General features: G+C 62.1%; 15 protein-coding genes. 7 read left to right on the top strand and 8 right to left on the bottom strand.

Features of this window, described 5'->3' with window-relative positions:
* Positions 1-23: 23 nt before the first annotated feature.
* Complete coding sequence (locus tag HNQ60_RS25625) at positions 24-689, bottom strand: hypothetical protein (RefSeq protein ID WP_221304461.1); 666 nt, start codon at positions 687-689, stop codon at positions 24-26.
* Between the two features lie 276 nt (positions 690-965).
* On the opposite strand from HNQ60_RS25625, the gene HNQ60_RS25620 reads away from it, so the two are divergent.
* The 4 genes from HNQ60_RS25620 to HNQ60_RS25605 all read left to right on the top strand — a co-directional run bounded on the left by HNQ60_RS25620 (position 966) and on the right by HNQ60_RS25605 (position 5,990).
* Positions 966-1,775: a DUF4394 domain-containing protein gene (locus HNQ60_RS25620; RefSeq protein WP_221304460.1), complete on the top strand. Its 810-nt coding sequence runs from the start codon at positions 966-968 to the stop codon at positions 1,773-1,775.
* A 125-nt stretch (positions 1,776-1,900) separates the two neighbouring features.
* Positions 1,901-3,871 carry an ATP-binding protein gene (locus HNQ60_RS25615; protein WP_184335652.1) on the top strand — a complete coding sequence of 657 codons (1,971 nt, stop codon included), beginning with the start codon at positions 1,901-1,903 and terminating at the stop codon, positions 3,869-3,871.
* A 14-nt stretch (positions 3,872-3,885) separates the two neighbouring features.
* Positions 3,886-4,503, top strand: a complete 618-nt coding sequence (locus HNQ60_RS25610) for a response regulator transcription factor (RefSeq protein WP_184335651.1) — start codon at positions 3,886-3,888, stop codon at positions 4,501-4,503.
* A 350-nt stretch (positions 4,504-4,853) separates the two neighbouring features.
* Positions 4,854-5,990 (top strand): glutamate-cysteine ligase family protein, encoded by a 1,137-nt coding sequence (locus HNQ60_RS25605; RefSeq protein WP_184335650.1) that lies wholly within the window; start codon positions 4,854-4,856, stop codon positions 5,988-5,990.
* Between the two features lie 6 nt (positions 5,991-5,996).
* On the opposite strand, the gene HNQ60_RS25600 is transcribed toward HNQ60_RS25605, so the two are convergent.
* Complete coding sequence (locus tag HNQ60_RS25600) at positions 5,997-7,217, bottom strand: Bd3614 family nucleic acid deaminase (RefSeq protein WP_184335649.1); 1,221 nt, start codon at positions 7,215-7,217, stop codon at positions 5,997-5,999.
* A gap of 353 nt (positions 7,218-7,570) precedes the next feature.
* Here HNQ60_RS25600 and HNQ60_RS25595 point away from each other — a divergent pair, with 353 nt between their 5' ends.
* On the top strand, positions 7,571-8,293 hold the full coding sequence (locus tag HNQ60_RS25595; RefSeq protein ID WP_184335648.1) for a hypothetical protein: 723 nt from the start codon (positions 7,571-7,573) through the stop codon (positions 8,291-8,293).
* A 5-nt stretch (positions 8,294-8,298) separates the two neighbouring features.
* On the opposite strand, the gene HNQ60_RS25590 is transcribed toward HNQ60_RS25595, so the two are convergent.
* Positions 8,299-8,580 carry a hypothetical protein gene (locus tag HNQ60_RS25590; protein ID WP_184335647.1) on the bottom strand — a complete coding sequence of 94 codons (282 nt, stop codon included), beginning with the start codon at positions 8,578-8,580 and terminating at the stop codon, positions 8,299-8,301.
* Positions 8,581-8,759: 179 nt separating this feature from the next.
* On the opposite strand from HNQ60_RS25590, the gene HNQ60_RS25585 reads away from it, so the two are divergent.
* On the top strand, positions 8,760-9,320 hold the full coding sequence (locus tag HNQ60_RS25585; RefSeq protein ID WP_184335646.1) for a hypothetical protein: 561 nt from the start codon (positions 8,760-8,762) through the stop codon (positions 9,318-9,320).
* Between the two features lie 39 nt (positions 9,321-9,359).
* Here HNQ60_RS25585 and HNQ60_RS25580 read toward each other — a convergent pair whose 3' ends face one another.
* The 3 genes from HNQ60_RS25580 to HNQ60_RS25570 all read right to left on the bottom strand — a co-directional run bounded on the left by HNQ60_RS25580 (position 9,360) and on the right by HNQ60_RS25570 (position 13,181).
* The gene (locus HNQ60_RS25580; protein WP_184335645.1) at positions 9,360-9,950 is read right to left on the bottom strand and encodes an HD-GYP domain-containing protein; all 591 of its coding nucleotides are present in this window, start codon (positions 9,948-9,950) and stop codon (positions 9,360-9,362) included.
* Between the two features lie 80 nt (positions 9,951-10,030).
* The gene (locus HNQ60_RS25575; RefSeq protein WP_184335644.1) at positions 10,031-12,529 is read right to left on the bottom strand and encodes a PQQ-dependent sugar dehydrogenase; all 2,499 of its coding nucleotides are present in this window, start codon (positions 12,527-12,529) and stop codon (positions 10,031-10,033) included.
* 133 nt (positions 12,530-12,662) lie between these two features.
* Positions 12,663-13,181 (bottom strand): hypothetical protein, encoded by a 519-nt coding sequence (locus HNQ60_RS25570; protein WP_184335643.1) that lies wholly within the window; start codon positions 13,179-13,181, stop codon positions 12,663-12,665.
* Between the two features lie 223 nt (positions 13,182-13,404).
* Between HNQ60_RS25570 and HNQ60_RS25565 the strand changes: the two genes are divergently transcribed.
* The gene (locus HNQ60_RS25565) at positions 13,405-13,797 is read left to right on the top strand and encodes a YciI family protein (protein ID WP_184335642.1); all 393 of its coding nucleotides are present in this window, start codon (positions 13,405-13,407) and stop codon (positions 13,795-13,797) included.
* Between the two features lie 40 nt (positions 13,798-13,837).
* Here HNQ60_RS25565 and HNQ60_RS25560 read toward each other — a convergent pair whose 3' ends face one another.
* Positions 13,838-16,654 (bottom strand): InlB B-repeat-containing protein, encoded by a 2,817-nt coding sequence (locus tag HNQ60_RS25560; RefSeq protein ID WP_184335641.1) that lies wholly within the window; start codon positions 16,652-16,654, stop codon positions 13,838-13,840.
* 183 nt (positions 16,655-16,837) lie between these two features.
* Positions 16,838-17,266 (bottom strand): MAPEG family protein, encoded by a 429-nt coding sequence (locus HNQ60_RS25555; protein ID WP_184335640.1) that lies wholly within the window; start codon positions 17,264-17,266, stop codon positions 16,838-16,840.
* Positions 17,267-17,286: the final 20 nt, after the last annotated feature.

Genomic DNA, 17,286 nt, shown 5'->3' with positions numbered 1-17,286 from the left:
AGCCGCAGGCCTGGCCCAGTGCGCTACCGCACTCGCTCCGACACATTGATCGAATTCCATTCCCAGGTCCTGCCCTCATCCGTCGAGAAGGCCTGGCTCCAGATCGGGCGCTCGGCATTGCGCACATCCCATCGGAACACCACGATGATGTTCTGGCCCTTGTAGGTATCCCTCGCGAAGAAGTGGCCGACCTTGTTCTCGAAAGAGCCCACGACGGGCGGATCGAGCGCACCCGAATTGCTGTCGGCCCAGTAAATGCTCCAGAGCTTCGTCTTCGTATTGAAGAGCCGCAGTGCGACTCCTTCGTAGGGCTTGTCGCCCGTGAGCTCGGCGTACTTGTCGATGTTGCCTACGCCGTTGAGGATCTGCTGCATCTCCACTTTCGATTCAAACGCGATCCACTCGTGCGATTGCGTGAGACGCGACTTCAGCTTGCGGTTCTTCAGATTCCAGTTGCCCACGAGGAAGTCGAAGTCGTGTTCTGAAGAGGTGGCCGAAGCCCGGATCGCCAGCGCTCCCGCGCCGTCGAAGCTCAGCCGTGGAATGGGCAGGGATGCATCCGGTGTGAGCTCGCGATCCAATGCGGATGCGGGATCCGCGAGAGCAGGCACTCCCACCAAAAGCAGAAGTCCGATAACCCAGGATCGCGCGCCCCGAAACTGACGCGAGAGGTTGACACTGCTGGCCATGATCACTCCCTTTTTCCGCAGCCGAATCGATCTGCGCACGACTGTACCGAACGACGAGTCTGATGGGTGTGTGCGCGCCGCACAATGGTTGGCTGTTTGTGCGGCTTCGGCTTCCCTGCATCCGATTGCATCCGTGCTGCGTAACTTACTTCGCACTGCCGGCGGCCTCGATCCGTCCTGAGGCGGGGCAACATCACCTTGCGAAGAGGAGTCTTCATCATGCGTATGCGAATCGGGAATCGCTGTCGGAGTCTGGGCGCGGCGGCCGGAGTACTGATGTTGTTGGGTTCGACCTCGTCACAGGCGACGAAGAATTTCGATTGCAGCAATGCCGATCACGGCAAGACGCTGCGTGTCGTAGGACTGACGGATGATGGCTTCCTCGTCTGCTTCAACGAGCAGTCGCCGCGGCACACACGGCAGATCGGCTATGTCGGCGGTCTCGTCAGCCCTGATACACGCCTGGTGGGCATCGACTTCCGCGTGCAGGACGGTGAGTTGTACGGTGTCGGCGACGGTGGCGGCGTTTACAAGCTCGACACCACCAATGCCGCTGCCACTCAGGTGAGCGTGCTCACACAAGCACTCAACGGCACATCGTTCGGCGTCGACTTCAATCCCGCGGCCGATCGACTGCGAATCGTGAGCGACACCGGCCAGAATCTGCGCCACAACGTCAATGCAGGGGGAACGACGCTCGCCGATGGTGGACTCAACTACACGGCGGGCATCGCGGCACTGGGCATCGTCGGTGCTGCGTACACGAACAACGACCTGGACCCGCAGACAGCCACTACCCTCTTCGACCTCGACGTGACTATGGATCAGATCGCAGTGCAAGCCCCTCCGAACAACGGTTCCCTGGGTGCAACGGGGCGAACGACGATCGACGCGGATGCAGCGGCTGGATTCGACATCTTCAGTGAATTGCGCGGCTCGATTGCGCGCAGTAATCGCGGCTACGCCGTCCTCAGCAGCGGCGGATATTCGGCCTTCTATCGCGTCAGCCTGCTTACGGGCACGGCGCAGCTGTTGGGCACGTTCCGCCAGAACGTCACCGACATTGCGGTACCGCTCGATCGGTGATTGCGCGCACCACGACGCTGCCGGCAATTCAGCGGCAGCGTCGTGGCTGGAGAAGAGCCTCACACCGCAGCTCCGCCGAGTTTTCCCGGTTTCCCAGCCTGGCACCGTGAGCTACGCTCGCCGCCATGGCAACGCTGCCCATCACCCGCACCTGGCCTCGAACCTGGGAACCCGTCGCACAGGTCGCGTTGTACCTGGCCCTCTATCTGGCGCTCCATCTGCTGCTGGTATGGCTCAGCTTCGTGCGCCCGCTTGCGCCGAGCATTACTCCCTGGAATCCGCAGGCCGGCCTGACGCTCGCGCTGCTTGTCTGGCGCGGCCCACGCTGGCTGCCCGCCGCCGCCATTGCCACTTTCCTCGCCGAAAGTCTGGTTCGCATCCCCTCGCAGCCGCTACTGCTTCATGTCGCCATGTCGCTGTGGGTCGCCTGCGGCTACGCAACGATGGGAGTCGTGATTCGCAGCTGGCGCATCGCCATCCCGATGGCAACGGTCGTGCACGCAGCGCGTCTCGCAACGACAGTCGCTGTCGGGACTGCGATTGTCGCGGCTGGTTACGTAGGTCTGCTGGTCGCAACACACGTGCTGCCCGCGGACACCACGCTGAAGGCACTAGCACGGCACTGGATCGGCGACCTCAACGGAGTCCTGACAGTCGCACCGCTGCTGATCGTTGCAGGTCACTGGCGCGAGATGGCGCGGACGCTCTCGGGGCACCACATGGAAGTATTCGCGCAGTTCGCGTCGATCGCACTGACACTCGTGATCATCTTCATGCTGCCGGCGGCGGATCAGCTGCGCTTCTTCGCGCTGTTGTTCGTTCCGCTGATCTGGATCGCGTTGCGATGGGGCTGGCCGGGATCGATTCTTGCCGCGCTGGCCATCCAGATCGGCTTTCTGATCGCGTCCCAGAATGAGATTCCCACACCGCGCTTCACCGACCTGCAATTCCTGATGTTGACGCTGAGCCTGACAGCACTGCTGCTCGGCGCTGTCGTAAGCGAGCGCGCGGGCGTGCTGGAGCGAATGGCGATACGCGAAGCGGAACAACGCGCGGTGCTGGCGATGGCGCCCGACGCTGTGCTCGCCGTTGATGCACACGGGCGGATCGAGATGACGAATGCAGCAGCATTGCGTCTCTTCGGTGAGCGCGCGGAGTATGGGCGGCTGCTCGCCGAGCTGTTGCCGGGTCTGCAACTGGTCTCGGAAGAAGGGCGTGGAACTCTCGAGAGCCAGCGCGCCGACAGCCAGCCATTCCCAGCGGAAATTGCCTGGGCACGCCTCGATCCGCCAGCCAATCGCGGGTATCTCGTCACCGTCCGCGATGCAACGGAGCGTCGCAAGGCCGAACAACAACTGCGCGAGCATGACGCGGCCCTCGCACGCGCCATGCGTTTCGCCGCAGCCGGAGAGTTGGCATCGGCACTCGCGCACGAACTGAATCAGCCCATTACGGCGCTCGTCTCGTACGTGCGTGCATCGAAGATCCTCGCGGATCGGCAGCCTGCGGATCAGGAGCATTTGCAGGACACTCTGGGCAAAGCCGCACACGAAGCGATCCGCGCTTCCGAAGTGCTGCGGCGCCTGCGAAATTTTTACCAGGGTGGTGCCCACAAACGGGAGACCATCGATCTGGACGAGATCTGTACTGCCGTGGTCGATGCATTCCAGGAGCGTCTGCGTCGGCACAATGCTTCGCTGAGCGTCTCGATCGATCCGGACATTCCCACTTTCGAGGGCGATGCAACCCACGTGGAAATCGCCCTGCACAACCTGCTCGCGAATGCCATCGATGCGGTGAGCCAGATGCCCGAAGGGCGTCGACTGATCGTTCTCTCGGCCTCCCGCTCGCAGCGAGCCGCGACGGTGCGCGTGGACGATTCCGGTCCGGGAATGCTTCCGGAACTGCGGGACAAGCTCTTCGAACCCTTCGTCACGAGCAAACCCGACGGCATGGGCCTGGGCCTCGCGATCAGCCGTTCCCTGATCCGTGCCCGCGGCGGCGAACTTTCCTGCACGAGTGCTGGCACACTGGGCGGTGCTTCGTTCACCATGTTCCTGCCGTTCGAGTTTCCGACCGACTCACCCACCGTATGAGCGCGCGACTGCCCATGCCTGACGCCACCGTCTTCGTCGTCGATGACGACGCAGCCGTCCGCGATGCACTGAGCCTGCTGATCTCGCTCAAGGGCCTGCGCGCATCCGTATTCGCTTCCGCCGAGGACTTTCTCGAGGTCTACGATCCGAGCTGGCGGGGCTGCCTGCTGACCGACTTCAAGATGCCGGGCATGAGCGGGCTGGAACTTCAGGCAGCGATGCGTGAGCGCGGTATTTCACTTCCCGTCGTCGTGCTCACCGCGCACGGCGATGTCAGCACCACTCGTGCGGCTCTCAAGAACGGCGCAGTCGACTTCCTCGAGAAGCCCGTGGATGATTCCATCCTGATCGACGTGCTCCTCAACGCGATCCGCATCGATGAGGAACGGCATCGCGCCGACAGCGAGCGGAGCGATCTCGACGCCCGCCTGAACCGCCTCACCGCGCGCGAGCGGGGTGTCCTGGATCTGCTTGCGGACGGATTGCAGCATCGCGAAATCGCCGAGCGCCTGGACATCAGCCCGCGTACCGTGGAGGTCTACAAGGCGCGGATGATGGAGAAGCTCGGTTGCCGGACACTCGCGGACGCAGTGCGCATCGGGCTCGATGCCCGCGCGCAAAAGCGCGGATAGAGCGCTTCCCTGACGAAAAGATTGCTACATTCTCGCAATCGTTGCGACAACGGCACGAAGATCGATCCTCCCGATCGCACCGCCGGACAGGTGTAGTGCACGTACGGTGTCCTTTGCACAGACTCGCGATTGCCTGTCGATTCACGAGCCGATCGTCCAGCGATCGGTAGAGCCCGTACGGGCAACCTCATTCCCGGCGGTTCGTGATCGTGAGAATCGTGAGCAATCCTTGCACTGTTCACGATCCGACGGCGCTCACTACTCGTTCCGCGCGTCGCTGATCCCACATCCGCGAGTGCTACTCTCCGCGAAATGTCGCTCAAGTGCGGGGCGACGACGGATGTGTACGCATGAACCAGAGCGCCGGCGATTTCGATTACGCCTTCACGATCAGGGAGGGCTTCTTTGTCTGCGAGGATCGCTCGTACAAACTCGTTCGCGAGCTCCCGCCGCGCTTCGTCGAGGATGTCCGCGCACAGCTGGGAACCCGGGCAACTATTGAGAAGCGTGGAGCGTGCATCGAGGTCACTTCACAGAGATTCCTGCTGGCTCCAGAGCCGGTGATGGACATGCCGTTCCTGCGAGACAGCCTGGCGAGCATCGCGGAGTCGCATGGATTGCGCCTGCTCGTGGCGGGCACGCATCCTCTCGGCACATCGACCGAATCGCCGGCTTCTGAGCGCAGGGATTCCGGCGAGAGGCTCGCTGACCTGCGCATCGTCGAACAGGCACAGCAGACATGCGGACTTCGCGTGCAGGTATCGATTCCATCGGGGATCGATCGCGTCGCGCTGATGAATCGCTCCATTCCGTGGCTGCCGTTGTTCCTCGCTCTCAGCACCTCATCGCCGTTCTGGAACGGCTCACTCGGCGGACTACTCAGCTGTCGACAGGCACGGTTCGATCAGTGGCCGTACGGCGGCACCTCCGACTTCCTCGCGAGGAACACCACCGCGCTCGAGCTGAACATCTCCGATGCATGTACTCGCGTAGAGGACAGCGTCGCGATTGCCAACCTGTTCCGATGCCATGTCTCTGCGCTTGTCCGCAATTTTCAAGCAGGCGCTGATCACACGCCTCGCACATACGCCATCGCGGGAGAGAATCGCTCGCGGGCGAAACGCGACGGCATGGACGCCCAGTTCATCTCCGACGACCCCGCGTCAACCGTGTCGGTCCGTCGGTTGCTCGCCCGCTTCCTCGACTCACTCGAAACAGAGATCGCGCGTTTCGGCTGCGGACCGATCCTGACTACACTCGTCGACATCGCCAATGCCGGTACGAGCGCTCATGAGCAACTGCGGATCTATGAACGCAGTCGCAGCGCGGGCCACTCACATCACGCTGCGCTCGAAAGTGTTCTGCAGTGGCTGACGCTGAAGGTGCCAGGCCGGCAGATCGGGAAAACATCCAGATCCGCCGGAGCACTCTTCGACGCCATGACGAAAGCGGGATTCGTCACAGCCGAAGCGGTGGGCCACCGCTGAGAGAAGTCAGTTCACCACGCCACGCGCCCGCAGAAAACCATGCAAATGCGTGAGGGCGCTGGTCACTGTCGGATTGAGTTCCTTGCCCGTCGCCTGTCCGCTGACACCGTGCTTGCGCAACTTGGTCTGCAGTGACGTCGCGGCTGCGCTGAACAGCTTCGTCGCCATCTCGTCGCCGAGGAAAGCAGTGATGCGCTTGTCCTCGGAATCGACCTTCTTCGATGTCTGGATCTTGCGGTAAGAATCTTTGATCTGGTCCGACATCCGCGGCTTGCCGACCCGGGATTTGCTCTCCGCGGTCTCGACGCCGACGATGTCGAGAACGTGGCTGCCCGTAAACAACGCCGACTGACGACCCGGAGCCTTGTCGAGCGCAGTGTCGGCCGCGAAACCGCTCGGATCATGCTGTTCGTAGAACACCTTGAAGGATCCGGGGTTCGCGACCGTCTGCATGATCATGCCCGCGCACATCGCACAGGGCTTCAGCGTCGTATAGATGCGGCAGCCGTCCGGCAGACCGGCGTAGTTGCCGCCCATGCGCCTGTGATAGCTCTGGATCATGTTCACTTCAGCGTGATACGTGTGGTTGTTGTCGTTCGTATTCACGCCCCACGCCAGAATCTCGCCCTGCCGGGAAACCAGGATGGAACCGATGTTCTGGCCGGAGTTCAGCCCGTGGCCCGAGCGGAACCGCTTCGTGATGAGTGCGCACGCAACCATCATGTAGATGCGATGAACACTGTGCCCGCCTTCATGCCTCTTGGTCTTGAGTTCGTTGGTCAGATCGAGGTTTGGAGAAGCGCCCGCGCCATCGCATGCATATGCGTTCAACTCGGTGTTGCGTGTCGCCAGCCATGACGACCAGTCGACCTGCTTGTACTGCGAGTCCTTCAGCACCCGCCCCTTGATCACCGCAATCTGCTTCACGGCCGCGCCGACATTGGAGGCCATGCCGAGGCACATGGCAGTCGGCGCCTCCGTCGTGTAGATCACGTTGCCGGTCAGAACCTTCGCCTTGTTGTTGTTGAGCAGCGTGTGAATCAGCCGCGTGACCGGCGAGTACGGCGAGTGCGCCGATATGGCGTTGGAGTTCACGTAGTGAACGATGCCTCCCTGAAAGTCGTCGTCGACCAGCGCGATCGACGCGGGCTCGGTCCGGCTTACATGAAACTGCCGAACGCCGAACGTGATTTCCTGGCAGCCGGTGTCATCCCACATCTTTCCCATGGCAGTCGCTCCCTCGGTTTGCATGGCAACGGGAGCGGACGTTACAGACCTGCGCGGGGGACTGGGATAAGTGGTTTGAGCAAGTGCCGGGGCCGCGGCCGGCCAGGCGCGGCCTTGAAACCTCCCTCGTATGGCAAGATAGCACCGGCCCCGGCCTGGCTGTGTATTGGCGCAGAGCGGGATTTGACGTAAGCGCCTGTGTGTCTCTGGGTTCCAGTATCGCACTTGTGAAATCGATGTACGCCGAAAGCAGTCGTGTGCTTCCAATGCTCGCTCGCGAGAAGCAGCGCCGCGCTGCTCGGGTCTGCCTGGTTTTTTTTGCCGCTCTCATTGCCGGTTGTACCAACACGCCGATGAAGTCGCGCCTTGCGGATGCTTCGTCAGTCGTCGTTCTGAATCCGGCAAAGCCCGCTCAGATCGACATCAGTGCTGCATTCGACCCGACGCGCTTCGTTCCCCTCTACGGCCTGGTGTATGACATCTACACGGCGACTGCCCTCGCCGATATTCAAAAGGAATTGCAGGTCCGGAAATTCGATGCGGCGATCCTGCTGCAGAAGGAATTGCTCTCGAATCTCGGCGCTGCCGGCCACGTTGGTCGGCCTCACACGATTCCTCGCGAACGAGCGTCCACGCAGCGCAAGGGACCCAGGAGCGACCCGAGACCTCAGCGAAAATCCGCCGGCGTCTACCCCGATGTTGTTGCAGTGGCTGAGCTCCCGAGCGTGGATGGACACCATCTGTTCCTGGATTCGCAACTGATCATCTATGGTTTCTGGGCAGGTGCGAACGGAGACTTCACTCCGAAACTCATGGTGCACGCACGGATGACGGATACGGCAGCGAAGCAAATCCTGATGGATCGACTGTTCGCATACAACCTCGCGGAGCCCAAAGCGGTGCGACTGACCGGAGATGCGGCGGAACGATGGAGCGACCTGCAATCGATGAAGGCGGATGTGCCCGGCCTGGAGCGCGCGCTTTCTGGTGGCGTGTCAGCAGTTGCTGCGGCCATCGTGAAGGAACTGCAAACGCCGGAGCCGGCTGCAGCGGAGAGTCGCGCCAGCGCGAAGTGATCGCTTCACCCGCGATGTAGTCGTAGCCGTTGATCGCGTGCGCCTTCGCGGCCCACAAGTAGCCCATCCCGACCGAAGCATCGGTCGGCATCGATGACAGCCACTTTCCACGCGCTGCCGACGACATCGCCGATATTGTTGATGTCCTTGGCGGAGCTGTCCGCTCCACCAAGCGTGTTGAGATCGGTGACAACCATGTTCGTCACCTTGTACTTCCACGCAGTGACGATCTGTGCGTCGGCAAGTGACGCAACCAGCAGCAATGATCCGGCGATGAGGAGACGCACGATGAACCCTCTTCCCGTGATGCACGGGTTCTGCCCTTTCCCCTACGGGCGAAGAAAGCTCGCGCGGCGGCTCAGACCTGCCCTTAGGGGAAGGATGATTCGCGGATTTATGCGGCTGGCGCCGGTCCGGCCATGGGGATAGGCTCCTTGACTCCTCAACTCAACAGGGTCCCGCCGTCATGCTTCGGAATACTCGCGTGCATTGGTTCGCTGCAAGTCTGGGAATGTGTGCCTTCTTCTCGGGTCAGGCATTGGCCGCGGACGTTTACCAGGGCACGGTGAAGTTCAAGAACGCGGCAGGCAAGCCGGTCACTGCAACCCTCGTCATCACCCTGGACAAGGCGATGGCGGAAGAGGATCGAAAGGCCGTGGCGGAGCAGGTGAAGGCCAACCCGGATTCCGCGAAGAGCGTCCTCGCCGGCAAGCCGCAACTCGGCACCATCCAGGCCGAAGACCGCAGCGTCCCGATTCGATTCGCATCCGTTACGCCCATGGACAATGGCGACAGCGTGATCGTCATCAGTGACGAACCGATGGGCTTCCTCGGCGGCTCGAAGAAATCCAAGAAGGGATTCGACCTGACTTACGCGATGATCTCGACCAAAGCGTCGGGCCCCGGCAAAGGTGAAATCGGACCCGCTGCAAAGATCAAGTGGATGGACTCCGGCGCCCCGGCTCCCGTGCGCTACGACAACCAGATCGTCTGGATCGAAGATGTGACGAAGACGCCGAAGCCGTAGAGGTGGATACCTGTGCCGGGGTTGGTAACGACCCCGAGCTCAGGCTGAACCGCCCCTCGATCTGTACGCGCTCGACTCGATGATGCTGTTGAACGCCAGGAGGACACTCGCGTCGTACTTGCTCGCGCGCTCCTCGAGCAGGGTCATGATCGCCGCGTGGCTTCGCGGCGCGTGATAGGGCCGCACGGTGGCAAGAGCATCATAAGCATCGGCGACCGCGAGAATTCGCGACAAGAGTGGTATTGCTTCTCCACGCAGCTTGTCCGGATAACCTGTTCCGTCGCACGCTTCGTGATGGTGAAGAACGGCATCCGCGACGTTCGCGATCTCGTCGCGCGGAATGGCGATGAGAATGTCGTAGCCGCGTCGCGGGTGAGTCCGCATTATCTGCAATTCTTCTTCATCGAGCCGGCCGGGCTTGAGCAGGACGCGATCAGGAATCCCGATCTTGCCCACATCATGCAACCTTGCCGTCAGCTCCAGGGCGGCCAGTTGGCTGGAAGCCAGGCCGCACGCCCGGCCTATCTCCAGGGCCAGGCCGCTCGCACGCCCACAATGATCGGCTGTGTTGTCGTCGCGCTCCTGAAGCGCCCTGACGACGGCTGCTGTTTCTCGAACCAAGGCATCCATGACACGGCTCTCGAGCTGAAAGCCATGGAGTTTGCTGCGCCCTCCATGCGCTGTGAAGCGGAATTTCCGAACTACCCCGCCTACTGCCGCGTCACACTGACCGCATCCACCCCCGCTTCGATCAATGAAGCCGAGCTGCCATCAGCCGCGACGAAGCGCAGCCGGATGGTCTGGCCGGCGAACGATGTCAGGTTCACCGTCTGACTGCTCCACGCAGCGGCAATGGTCGAAGCCGAGCCGTTGCGTTGGAATACCGATTGCGGAGTGCCGTTCGCTCCAACGACCTGCACGCGGAAGAAGTCCGCGCTCGATGCGTTGTTCAAATGCGCCAGGTAGAAGCTGAAGCGCAGCGTGATCGTGCCGCTCGTCGGAAGTGCAATCGGTGGTGACTCGATCGTCGTGAGCCCGCCGTCCACGTCGTTGGCTCCGGCACTGCTGCCGGCAGCGAGGCCGGTGATCATGCAGTTCACCGTTCCGCCTGCGCAACTGGTGGGTTGCATTGCCCGACCGCTGGAACCAGTGGCCTGCGGATCTCCTCGCTCCCAACGGCCCGAGGACGCTGTGTTGGCTCCAGACGGCAACGTCCATCCTGTTTGCGTTTCGAACGTCTCCGAAAACACAGTCGTCGTCACTGTCGGCTGAAACAACGCGGTATAGGTCGTGTCTGCCGTCGGTGTCGTGATCTCGTGCGTCTGCGCGCCGCCGTCGGACCAGGATGCAAAGTCGTAGGACGCTCCGCCGCTCGTCTGTGGCGATACCGCGCCGATGCTGCGAACTACACCTTCGACACCGACGAACTCGAGAGGCGCAACGACCGGCACACCATCGAGCGTGAGTTGCGCTTGCGCGATATTGCTCTCGAGCCGCACGGTGGAAGTCAGCGGTCGCAGGTCAACCGATGTCGTGCTGGTCAGCCCCGCGGAATCACGCACGGTCAGGATTACGCGATAGAACACGTTGGCCGATGTTTCACCGCGATTGGCGATCGAGAAGGTCCCTGTGCCACCCGTGGTCGGCAACACATGCGGATGCGTGTGGTCGTCATGATGGAAATCGACCCGCCACGTCAGCGCACTGGGCGGAAGCGTACCCTCCTCCGCATCGGAGCCGCTGCCGGAGAAGGTAAACACTTGCCCACCCCGATAGGTCGTGTTCGCCGCGGGCGAGGCAATCGTCGCGACAGGCGCGGTGTTGCTGGTGACGGTGAGCGTCGCAAGACTGCTTGTTGCTGAGCCGAAGGCGTTGCTGACCACCACTCTGAAGCTCGCTCCGTTGTCGCCCGCAATTACGGACGGAATGGTGTATGTCGCCTGGTTGGCCCCTGAAATATTCACGCCATTGCGTTGCCATTGGTACGTCAAGGGCGCGGTGCCCGATGCGGCTGCCTCGAAGTTGGCGCTCTGCCCCACCGCCACGACGACGTTCATCGGATTCCGCGTGATGCTCGGAGCAAGGTTTGCCGTGTACTGCACGCGGAACAACTCGCCGCCGCCGCGAGCGAGGTAGTACAAGGAGCCGTCGTTGGCGACCTGAATGTCGACCAGCGAGCTGATGCCGGTGGCAAACCCGGTCGCGGTCGAATAGCTCGTCGGACTGGCGTAGCGAATGAATCCGCCGCAATAGTCGCCGAAGAAATATCGACCGACATACGCTGATGGGAATGTCACAGTCGTCGGCGAGTAGAACGCCGCGCCGGTGATCGCACAGTTCGAGCCGGCGTTCTGGTACGAATAGACCGGATAGCGAACGCCTGCGACGCCCGCCGGATTCGGACCTTCGGTCGCGGGCCAGCCGAAGTTGGCTCCGGCGATCGCATGATTGACCTCTTCCCACGAATCCTGCCCGACGTCGTTCACGTGAATGCGGCCGCTCGCACGGTCCACTGCGAAGTTGAACGGATTGCGCAGTCCGCGAGCCCAGATCGCCTGATTGATGCCCGTCGTCTGCGACACGAAAGGATTGTCGGCGGGAATCGAGCCGTCGGACGCGATGCGCAACACCTTGCCGAGTGTCGTCGTCAGAAGCGGCGCGTTCGAAGGCGCCGCGTTGTCACCGACCGCGATGTAGAGGTAACCGTCGTTGCCGAAGTGAATCGCGCCGCCATTGTGATTCGTCGCCGAGCTCAGGCTGGGCAGATCGATCAGAATCTGCTCGCTGCCCGCTGCGACCACGTCAGGATTCGCGGCACTCGCCGTGAACCGGCTGACGCGGTTGTGAACGGGCGAGCTCGACGTGGTGTAGTACACATATATATAGCTGTTGCTTTCGAAGTTGGGGTCGAACGCCACACCGAGCAGCCCGCGCTCACCCGAGGAATTCACCGAGAGCGTGAGGAACGGTTGCGTCAGCAGCGCGCCATTTCTGATCACTCGCAAACGCCCACCCTGCTCGCAGACAAACAACCGCCCATCGGGCGCAACCGTCATCGCGGTCGGACTCGCGAGTCCGGTCGCAACGCGAGTTTCGGTGAATCCGCTCGGCAGCGTTGCTGCTTCTATTCTTTCGGTAGTGAAGGACAGTGCGAACAGGAGAAGGACGACGGCGCGAAGAATGCAGATCGGGTTAGAAGCTGCACGCATTGGGTCCTCGGCGATCCGCGAGTGCGGAAAGAGGAAGCGGGCAGCAACACTATGAAGCGGGGATCAGCGCGGCAATGCGTAGTTGTTCCGGCTTCTTCGTCACGTGGACTGACAGCCAATCACCGACACGCGCTCATCGCACGCTTTCCGAGCTGGAACGCGCGACGATCGCATCACTCACTTTTTCGAATGCGGTCTCGTAGATCTTCGGATCAAGAATCAATGTCTCGCGATCACCCGTTCCCGAACCAATTGGGTTCGTCACTGCGAACGTACCTGGATTGGAGCGATGTCTGCTGTCGACGAAATCGAGGCGCACCCTGACGAAACCCGGCCGGATCTCTTCAACGACAGCCGTTGCGCGAGTCCGACCGGTGGCCATCACGCCGCTGAGTCCTTCGAGGAAGTTGGTCTTGTCGTCCGTGGGGCTGGAGGCCGTGACCAGACCAGTGACCGGATCGGCACTGTCGATGAAGTAGCCCAACTCCTGGAACGCGCTCAACACGGAACCGAAGGCAATGGCTCTGTCGTGTTCGTACTCGCGACTCTGGAGGGTCTCGATCTGCGACGGCGTCGGTGCCGGGGGAAGTGTCGTGACACATCCGCTCAGGCAGCCCGCCACGCAAAGCACAGAGATTGCCCACCTGCTCATAGGCGCGGGACGATGGCATAGATGCACTGAATCGGCACTGAACTCGCGGAACTGGACGGACTGGAGCACGAAAGGACGCGTCGTCAACGGAGACACGCCATGCGGCGCCGAAATTTCCTTACCCCTCGGTGTCGGATCGGCGCATCCTGCTTCGTCATTCAAACACGGGACAACGCTGCGGCGCGGTCGCAGCAGGATCCCGCATTCGCCCGGGAGCCACCGCATGCGCTACTTGTCGTTCGTGATTTCAAATTCCGATGTGCCGCCCACCCCGGAACTGATGGATGCCATGGGCAAACTGATCGAGAGGGAGATCAAGGCCGGCCGGCTCATCGACACGGGCGGACTCCTGCCGGCGGCGACGCGTGTGACGCTGAAGCAGGGCGAATTGGGCGTCACTGACGGGCCGTTCGCGGAAACGAAGGAAGTGATCGGCGGCTACGCGATGTTCGAATTCGCGAACCGTGACGAAGCGATAGCGAGCGCCATCGAGTTCATGACGCTGCACAAGCAGTTCCTTCCCAGCTGGGAGGGCACTTGCGAAGTTCGTGAGGTCGCATCTCCGGGCACGTCGGAGGGGTGCAACGTACAGACCGGCGTCAGCAACGCGGCGTAGTCCCCTCGTGGTGCCGGGCTCAGCCCGGCACCGGTTGGGATCACCAGCGGTACTGCACCGCCAGGCCCAGCGTCTCGATGTATTCGTTGTCGAGCTCGAAGTGATTCCATGAGGCCGCGACCTCAAGGTTCCGGTAGACCTTAACGTCGAGGCCAGCGCCCCACAGCAGGTCGACGCCGCTGTCGTCGTCATGGGCAGAGCGGCCATCGGACGTCCGCACGTTGCGTTCGGCATCCCATCGCAGAACGCCCACCTGCGCGCGCAGAGCGAAGCGATCGCCGATCGCGTATCGCCCGACGATTGAAGCATCGAAGCCATCCGCGGAGAGCGGGTGCAGTTCGACAGCGTCCTGCAGGAAGGCATCGACGGACAGAACGGGAATGGCGGCGTCATAGGTCGTCGTGACATCGCCGAAGTCCGAGTACGCCGCTTCGAAGCTCACGTACTCGTTCAGCGACCAGCCGCCATAGATGCGCCAGGCCGTGCGATCGTCATCGATGTGTGCCGTGACCGCGTATCCCTGATCCTGCAGCGCGCGCGTGAGATCGCCCGCGCTTTCGCTGCTGCTGGCATCGGCGAGCGAGCCGCCGACATACCAACCGCTCTGCGAAGTATCCGCATCAGCTGCGTGGGCGGCGGTTGTCGCCACAGCACCCAGCGTCACCGCTGCAGCGCCGCGACGCAGTCGCGCAAGGCCAGCGAGCATCAATCCTGTGAGCATGGCCCAATCGAACGCACCACCACCTCCGTTGCCCTTGCCGTCCACAGTCACATCCGAAATCGTCTGCTTGAACGTCACGGAGATGCTGCAGGCACTGGTCATCGGCTCAGTGGTGTACGTGTTGCCGTTCAGCGTCCCGTTGCAACCCGACACGGTATCGATGCTGTAGCCCGCTTCCGGAGTGATCGTGAATGTCGCCGGATCGCCGTAACGTGGGGTGGAGCCCATCGCAGCGACATTGCCACCCGCGCCTGACGTCACGTTCACCGGATACTCATTGCGAGTGAACGTCGCGCTGACGGAGCACGCGGCAGTAATCGCGGCCGTCGTATACGTGCTGCCGTTCAGAGTGCCGTCGCAACCCGTCACACCCTGGATGCTGTAACCCGTCTGCGGCGCAATCGTGAACGACGCCGTCTCACCGTGATAGGGATCAGAACCCGCAGCAGTAACGGTTCCGCCGACGCTGGCATTCACAGCCACTGCGTACTGGATGCGCTTGAAGGCCGCGCTGATCGAGCACGCCGTCGTGATTGCAGCAGTCGTGTATGTGTTGCCGTTCAACGTGCCGCCGCAACCGCTGGCACCGTCGATGCTGAAGCCAGTCTCTGGGCTCAGCGTGAACGCAGCCCGCTCGCCTGCTGGCACAGCAATGCTGGTCGGTGCGATCGTTCCACCAACACCCGCCGCAGCCGTGACGGCCAGCGCATCCACGCTCGCGCCGAACACGTCGATCCTGTGACCGATGAGCGTTTCGCCCGTCACCGGAACGCTGACCGTGTCCGTGTACTCCGCTTCAACAACAGGCGAGAAGCGCACGAGGATCGTGCAGCTTGCGCCGGCAGCAATGGTCGCATTCGAGCAGTTGTCATTCGCGATGCTGAACGGCGCAGTTGCAGTCACCTGCCCGATCGACAGCGAGCTCGAACCTGCGGTCAGCGTCACCGGCAGATCCGCATCGTCACCGGAAGCCACAGTGCCGAAGTTCAGATCTTCACTGGAGAACGAGTAGTCGACGCTCGGTACGATCAGACGCGTCGTGCCGAGCATGCTGTTCAAAGCACCGTCCGTGACGTTCAGCTGGACGACTTCGTTCGCGCCGGCTGCCGCATTCGAGGGAACCTGCACATCCACCGGCACCTCCACAACCTGCAGCGGAGCGAGCGAAAGATTGCCCGAACCCACCAGCGTGGCCGTCCATCCTGAGACAGTGCTCGCCGTAGCCGTCACGTTGAGCGGCGTCGTGTCGCTGAGATTGTGAACCTTGAACGTCTTGCGCACGGTGATTGCCGGCGTGACGTATTCCGCAGCCGGCGTCAGCACCTGCAGCGAGCCGGGCGGCGACCACGTTTCAAACGCCTCGATATTCCACGACTGCCCCGGCGCGAGTTCGGCGCGATCCCATTGCAGGTAGTAGCCCGCATCCAGGAATGCCGAGTTGGAGGCGTCGCCGAGCTGGCCAGCGTTGACCTGTGTGCGCCCCGTGTTGTACTGGCCCGAGAAGTAGTGAGAGAACGGCGTCAGCGGATTCGCGTAGAAGCCCATGTAGCCCGAGTTGGAGAAGCTCGAGTTGTTCACGTACACCATGCGCAGGGAGGCGTCGTACCAGCTCCGCGCGCTGTCGCTGCCGCCGAAGTAAGTGTCGCCACCATGGAAGAAATGCAAACCGCTGAAGGTCGAGCCGCCGGTGTTCTCCAGCTTCCATGCCTTGCGGAAATTTCGATCGCCGTTGACGTAGGTGAAGCGCTGCGTGAAACGCACGCCCGAGGCGCCGAGATCAGCGACCGTCGTGATGACGTACGGGTCAGCTGCCGTTCCGGTGCCTGTCGTCGTGTTGGAAACCGGCGTGAGAGCAGTGCCACTGAAGTAGCCCGTCTGATAGCGCAGGCCGGCGTTGACACCATCGAGCCAGAGCGATGAACCCCACGAGTAGTCGCCGAAGTACTGGCGCGTTCTGCCATTGGGCTGGTTGATCCACACGCCGGGCGTTCCGCTGTCCTGCACGCAGATTTCGAGCGGCGCCGGTGCGCCCGCGTTGATGCACTGAGTCGCTGCCTGAGTGGCAACGCTCGCGCCCAGCGATGAAACGAGCACGGCGATAGCGAGCCGTGCCGCTGGCCGACGTGGAATGAACATGCGGAACTCCGTTGATTTCTCCGAGGACTTGATGCCGGATTGTCGGCAGCGGAGTGCATCGCAACAGTGAGTGCAATCACACGCGAAGGACGTTAGGACAGACCCGCATGGCGATTCAGGATCGGTCTTAATGCACTCCCCTCAGGGATGTCTCGAGAGTGTCCGCGAGTTGATGACATGCACTCATGTGCCGATGTGATGACGCGCAGCCATGACGATGAGCCCCAGGAAGCAGATCAGCTGAACGCTGAAGAACGAGAACCGGACCGCGACGAACGCGTCCGTCTGCGCGTGCGACACATGGACCAGCGATTGGCAAACGCGCGCAACCAGCACGGCGATGCACAGGGAGTCGACGGCAGGGCCCGCGACACCCAGTGTCGTCAGCACGAACACGATCGCACCAAACACCGGAAGGTTCTCGACGCAGTTCGCGTGGGCTCGCGTTCCGCGCCGGTACCAATCCTCTCCTTCGAGCTGGTCGCTCCGGAACGATGCGATCGGCGCCCTGAAGAGCAGAATCCTGACCCACCGATAGACACCCACCGTCGCTATCAGCAGCAGCAAGGTCCAGGTTGCGAACCCCAGCAACGCCCACATCGGTATCGTCATGGCGATCTCCCCGTCGATTC

The sequence above is a fragment of the Povalibacter uvarum genome (genome assembly GCF_014202975.1).
GTDB classification, from domain to species: Bacteria; Pseudomonadota; Gammaproteobacteria; order Steroidobacterales; family Steroidobacteraceae; genus Steroidobacter; species Steroidobacter uvarum.
Note: the sequence above shows the minus strand (reverse complement) of the source record. Positions and strands in the feature narration are given on the sequence as shown.

What these genes read in the sequence shown, in the direction of transcription:
- HNQ60_RS25625 (WP_221304461.1), bottom strand. Translation starts at nt 689, where the DNA reads ATGGCCAGCAGTGTCAACCTCTCGCGTCAGTTTCGGGGCGCGCGATCC.
- HNQ60_RS25620 (WP_221304460.1), top strand. Translation starts at nt 966, where the DNA reads ATGTTGTTGGGTTCGACCTCGTCACAGGCGACGAAGAATTTCGATTGC.
- HNQ60_RS25615 (WP_184335652.1), top strand. Translation starts at nt 1,901, where the DNA reads ATGGCAACGCTGCCCATCACCCGCACCTGGCCTCGAACCTGGGAACCC.
- HNQ60_RS25610 (WP_184335651.1), top strand. Translation starts at nt 3,886, where the DNA reads ATGCCTGACGCCACCGTCTTCGTCGTCGATGACGACGCAGCCGTCCGC.
- HNQ60_RS25605 (WP_184335650.1), top strand. Translation starts at nt 4,854, where the DNA reads ATGAACCAGAGCGCCGGCGATTTCGATTACGCCTTCACGATCAGGGAG.
- HNQ60_RS25600 (WP_184335649.1), bottom strand. Translation starts at nt 7,217, where the DNA reads ATGGGAAAGATGTGGGATGACACCGGCTGCCAGGAAATCACGTTCGGC.
- HNQ60_RS25595 (WP_184335648.1), top strand. Translation starts at nt 7,571, where the DNA reads ATGAAGTCGCGCCTTGCGGATGCTTCGTCAGTCGTCGTTCTGAATCCG.
- HNQ60_RS25585 (WP_184335646.1), top strand. Translation starts at nt 8,760, where the DNA reads ATGCTTCGGAATACTCGCGTGCATTGGTTCGCTGCAAGTCTGGGAATG.
- HNQ60_RS25580 (WP_184335645.1), bottom strand. Translation starts at nt 9,950, where the DNA reads ATGGATGCCTTGGTTCGAGAAACAGCAGCCGTCGTCAGGGCGCTTCAG.
- HNQ60_RS25575 (WP_184335644.1), bottom strand. Translation starts at nt 12,529, where the DNA reads ATGCGTGCAGCTTCTAACCCGATCTGCATTCTTCGCGCCGTCGTCCTT.
- HNQ60_RS25570 (WP_184335643.1), bottom strand. Translation starts at nt 13,181, where the DNA reads ATGAGCAGGTGGGCAATCTCTGTGCTTTGCGTGGCGGGCTGCCTGAGC.
- HNQ60_RS25565 (WP_184335642.1), top strand. Translation starts at nt 13,405, where the DNA reads ATGCGCTACTTGTCGTTCGTGATTTCAAATTCCGATGTGCCGCCCACC.
- HNQ60_RS25560 (WP_184335641.1), bottom strand. Translation starts at nt 16,654, where the DNA reads ATGTTCATTCCACGTCGGCCAGCGGCACGGCTCGCTATCGCCGTGCTC.
- HNQ60_RS25555 (WP_184335640.1), bottom strand. Translation starts at nt 17,266, where the DNA reads ATGACGATACCGATGTGGGCGTTGCTGGGGTTCGCAACCTGGACCTTG.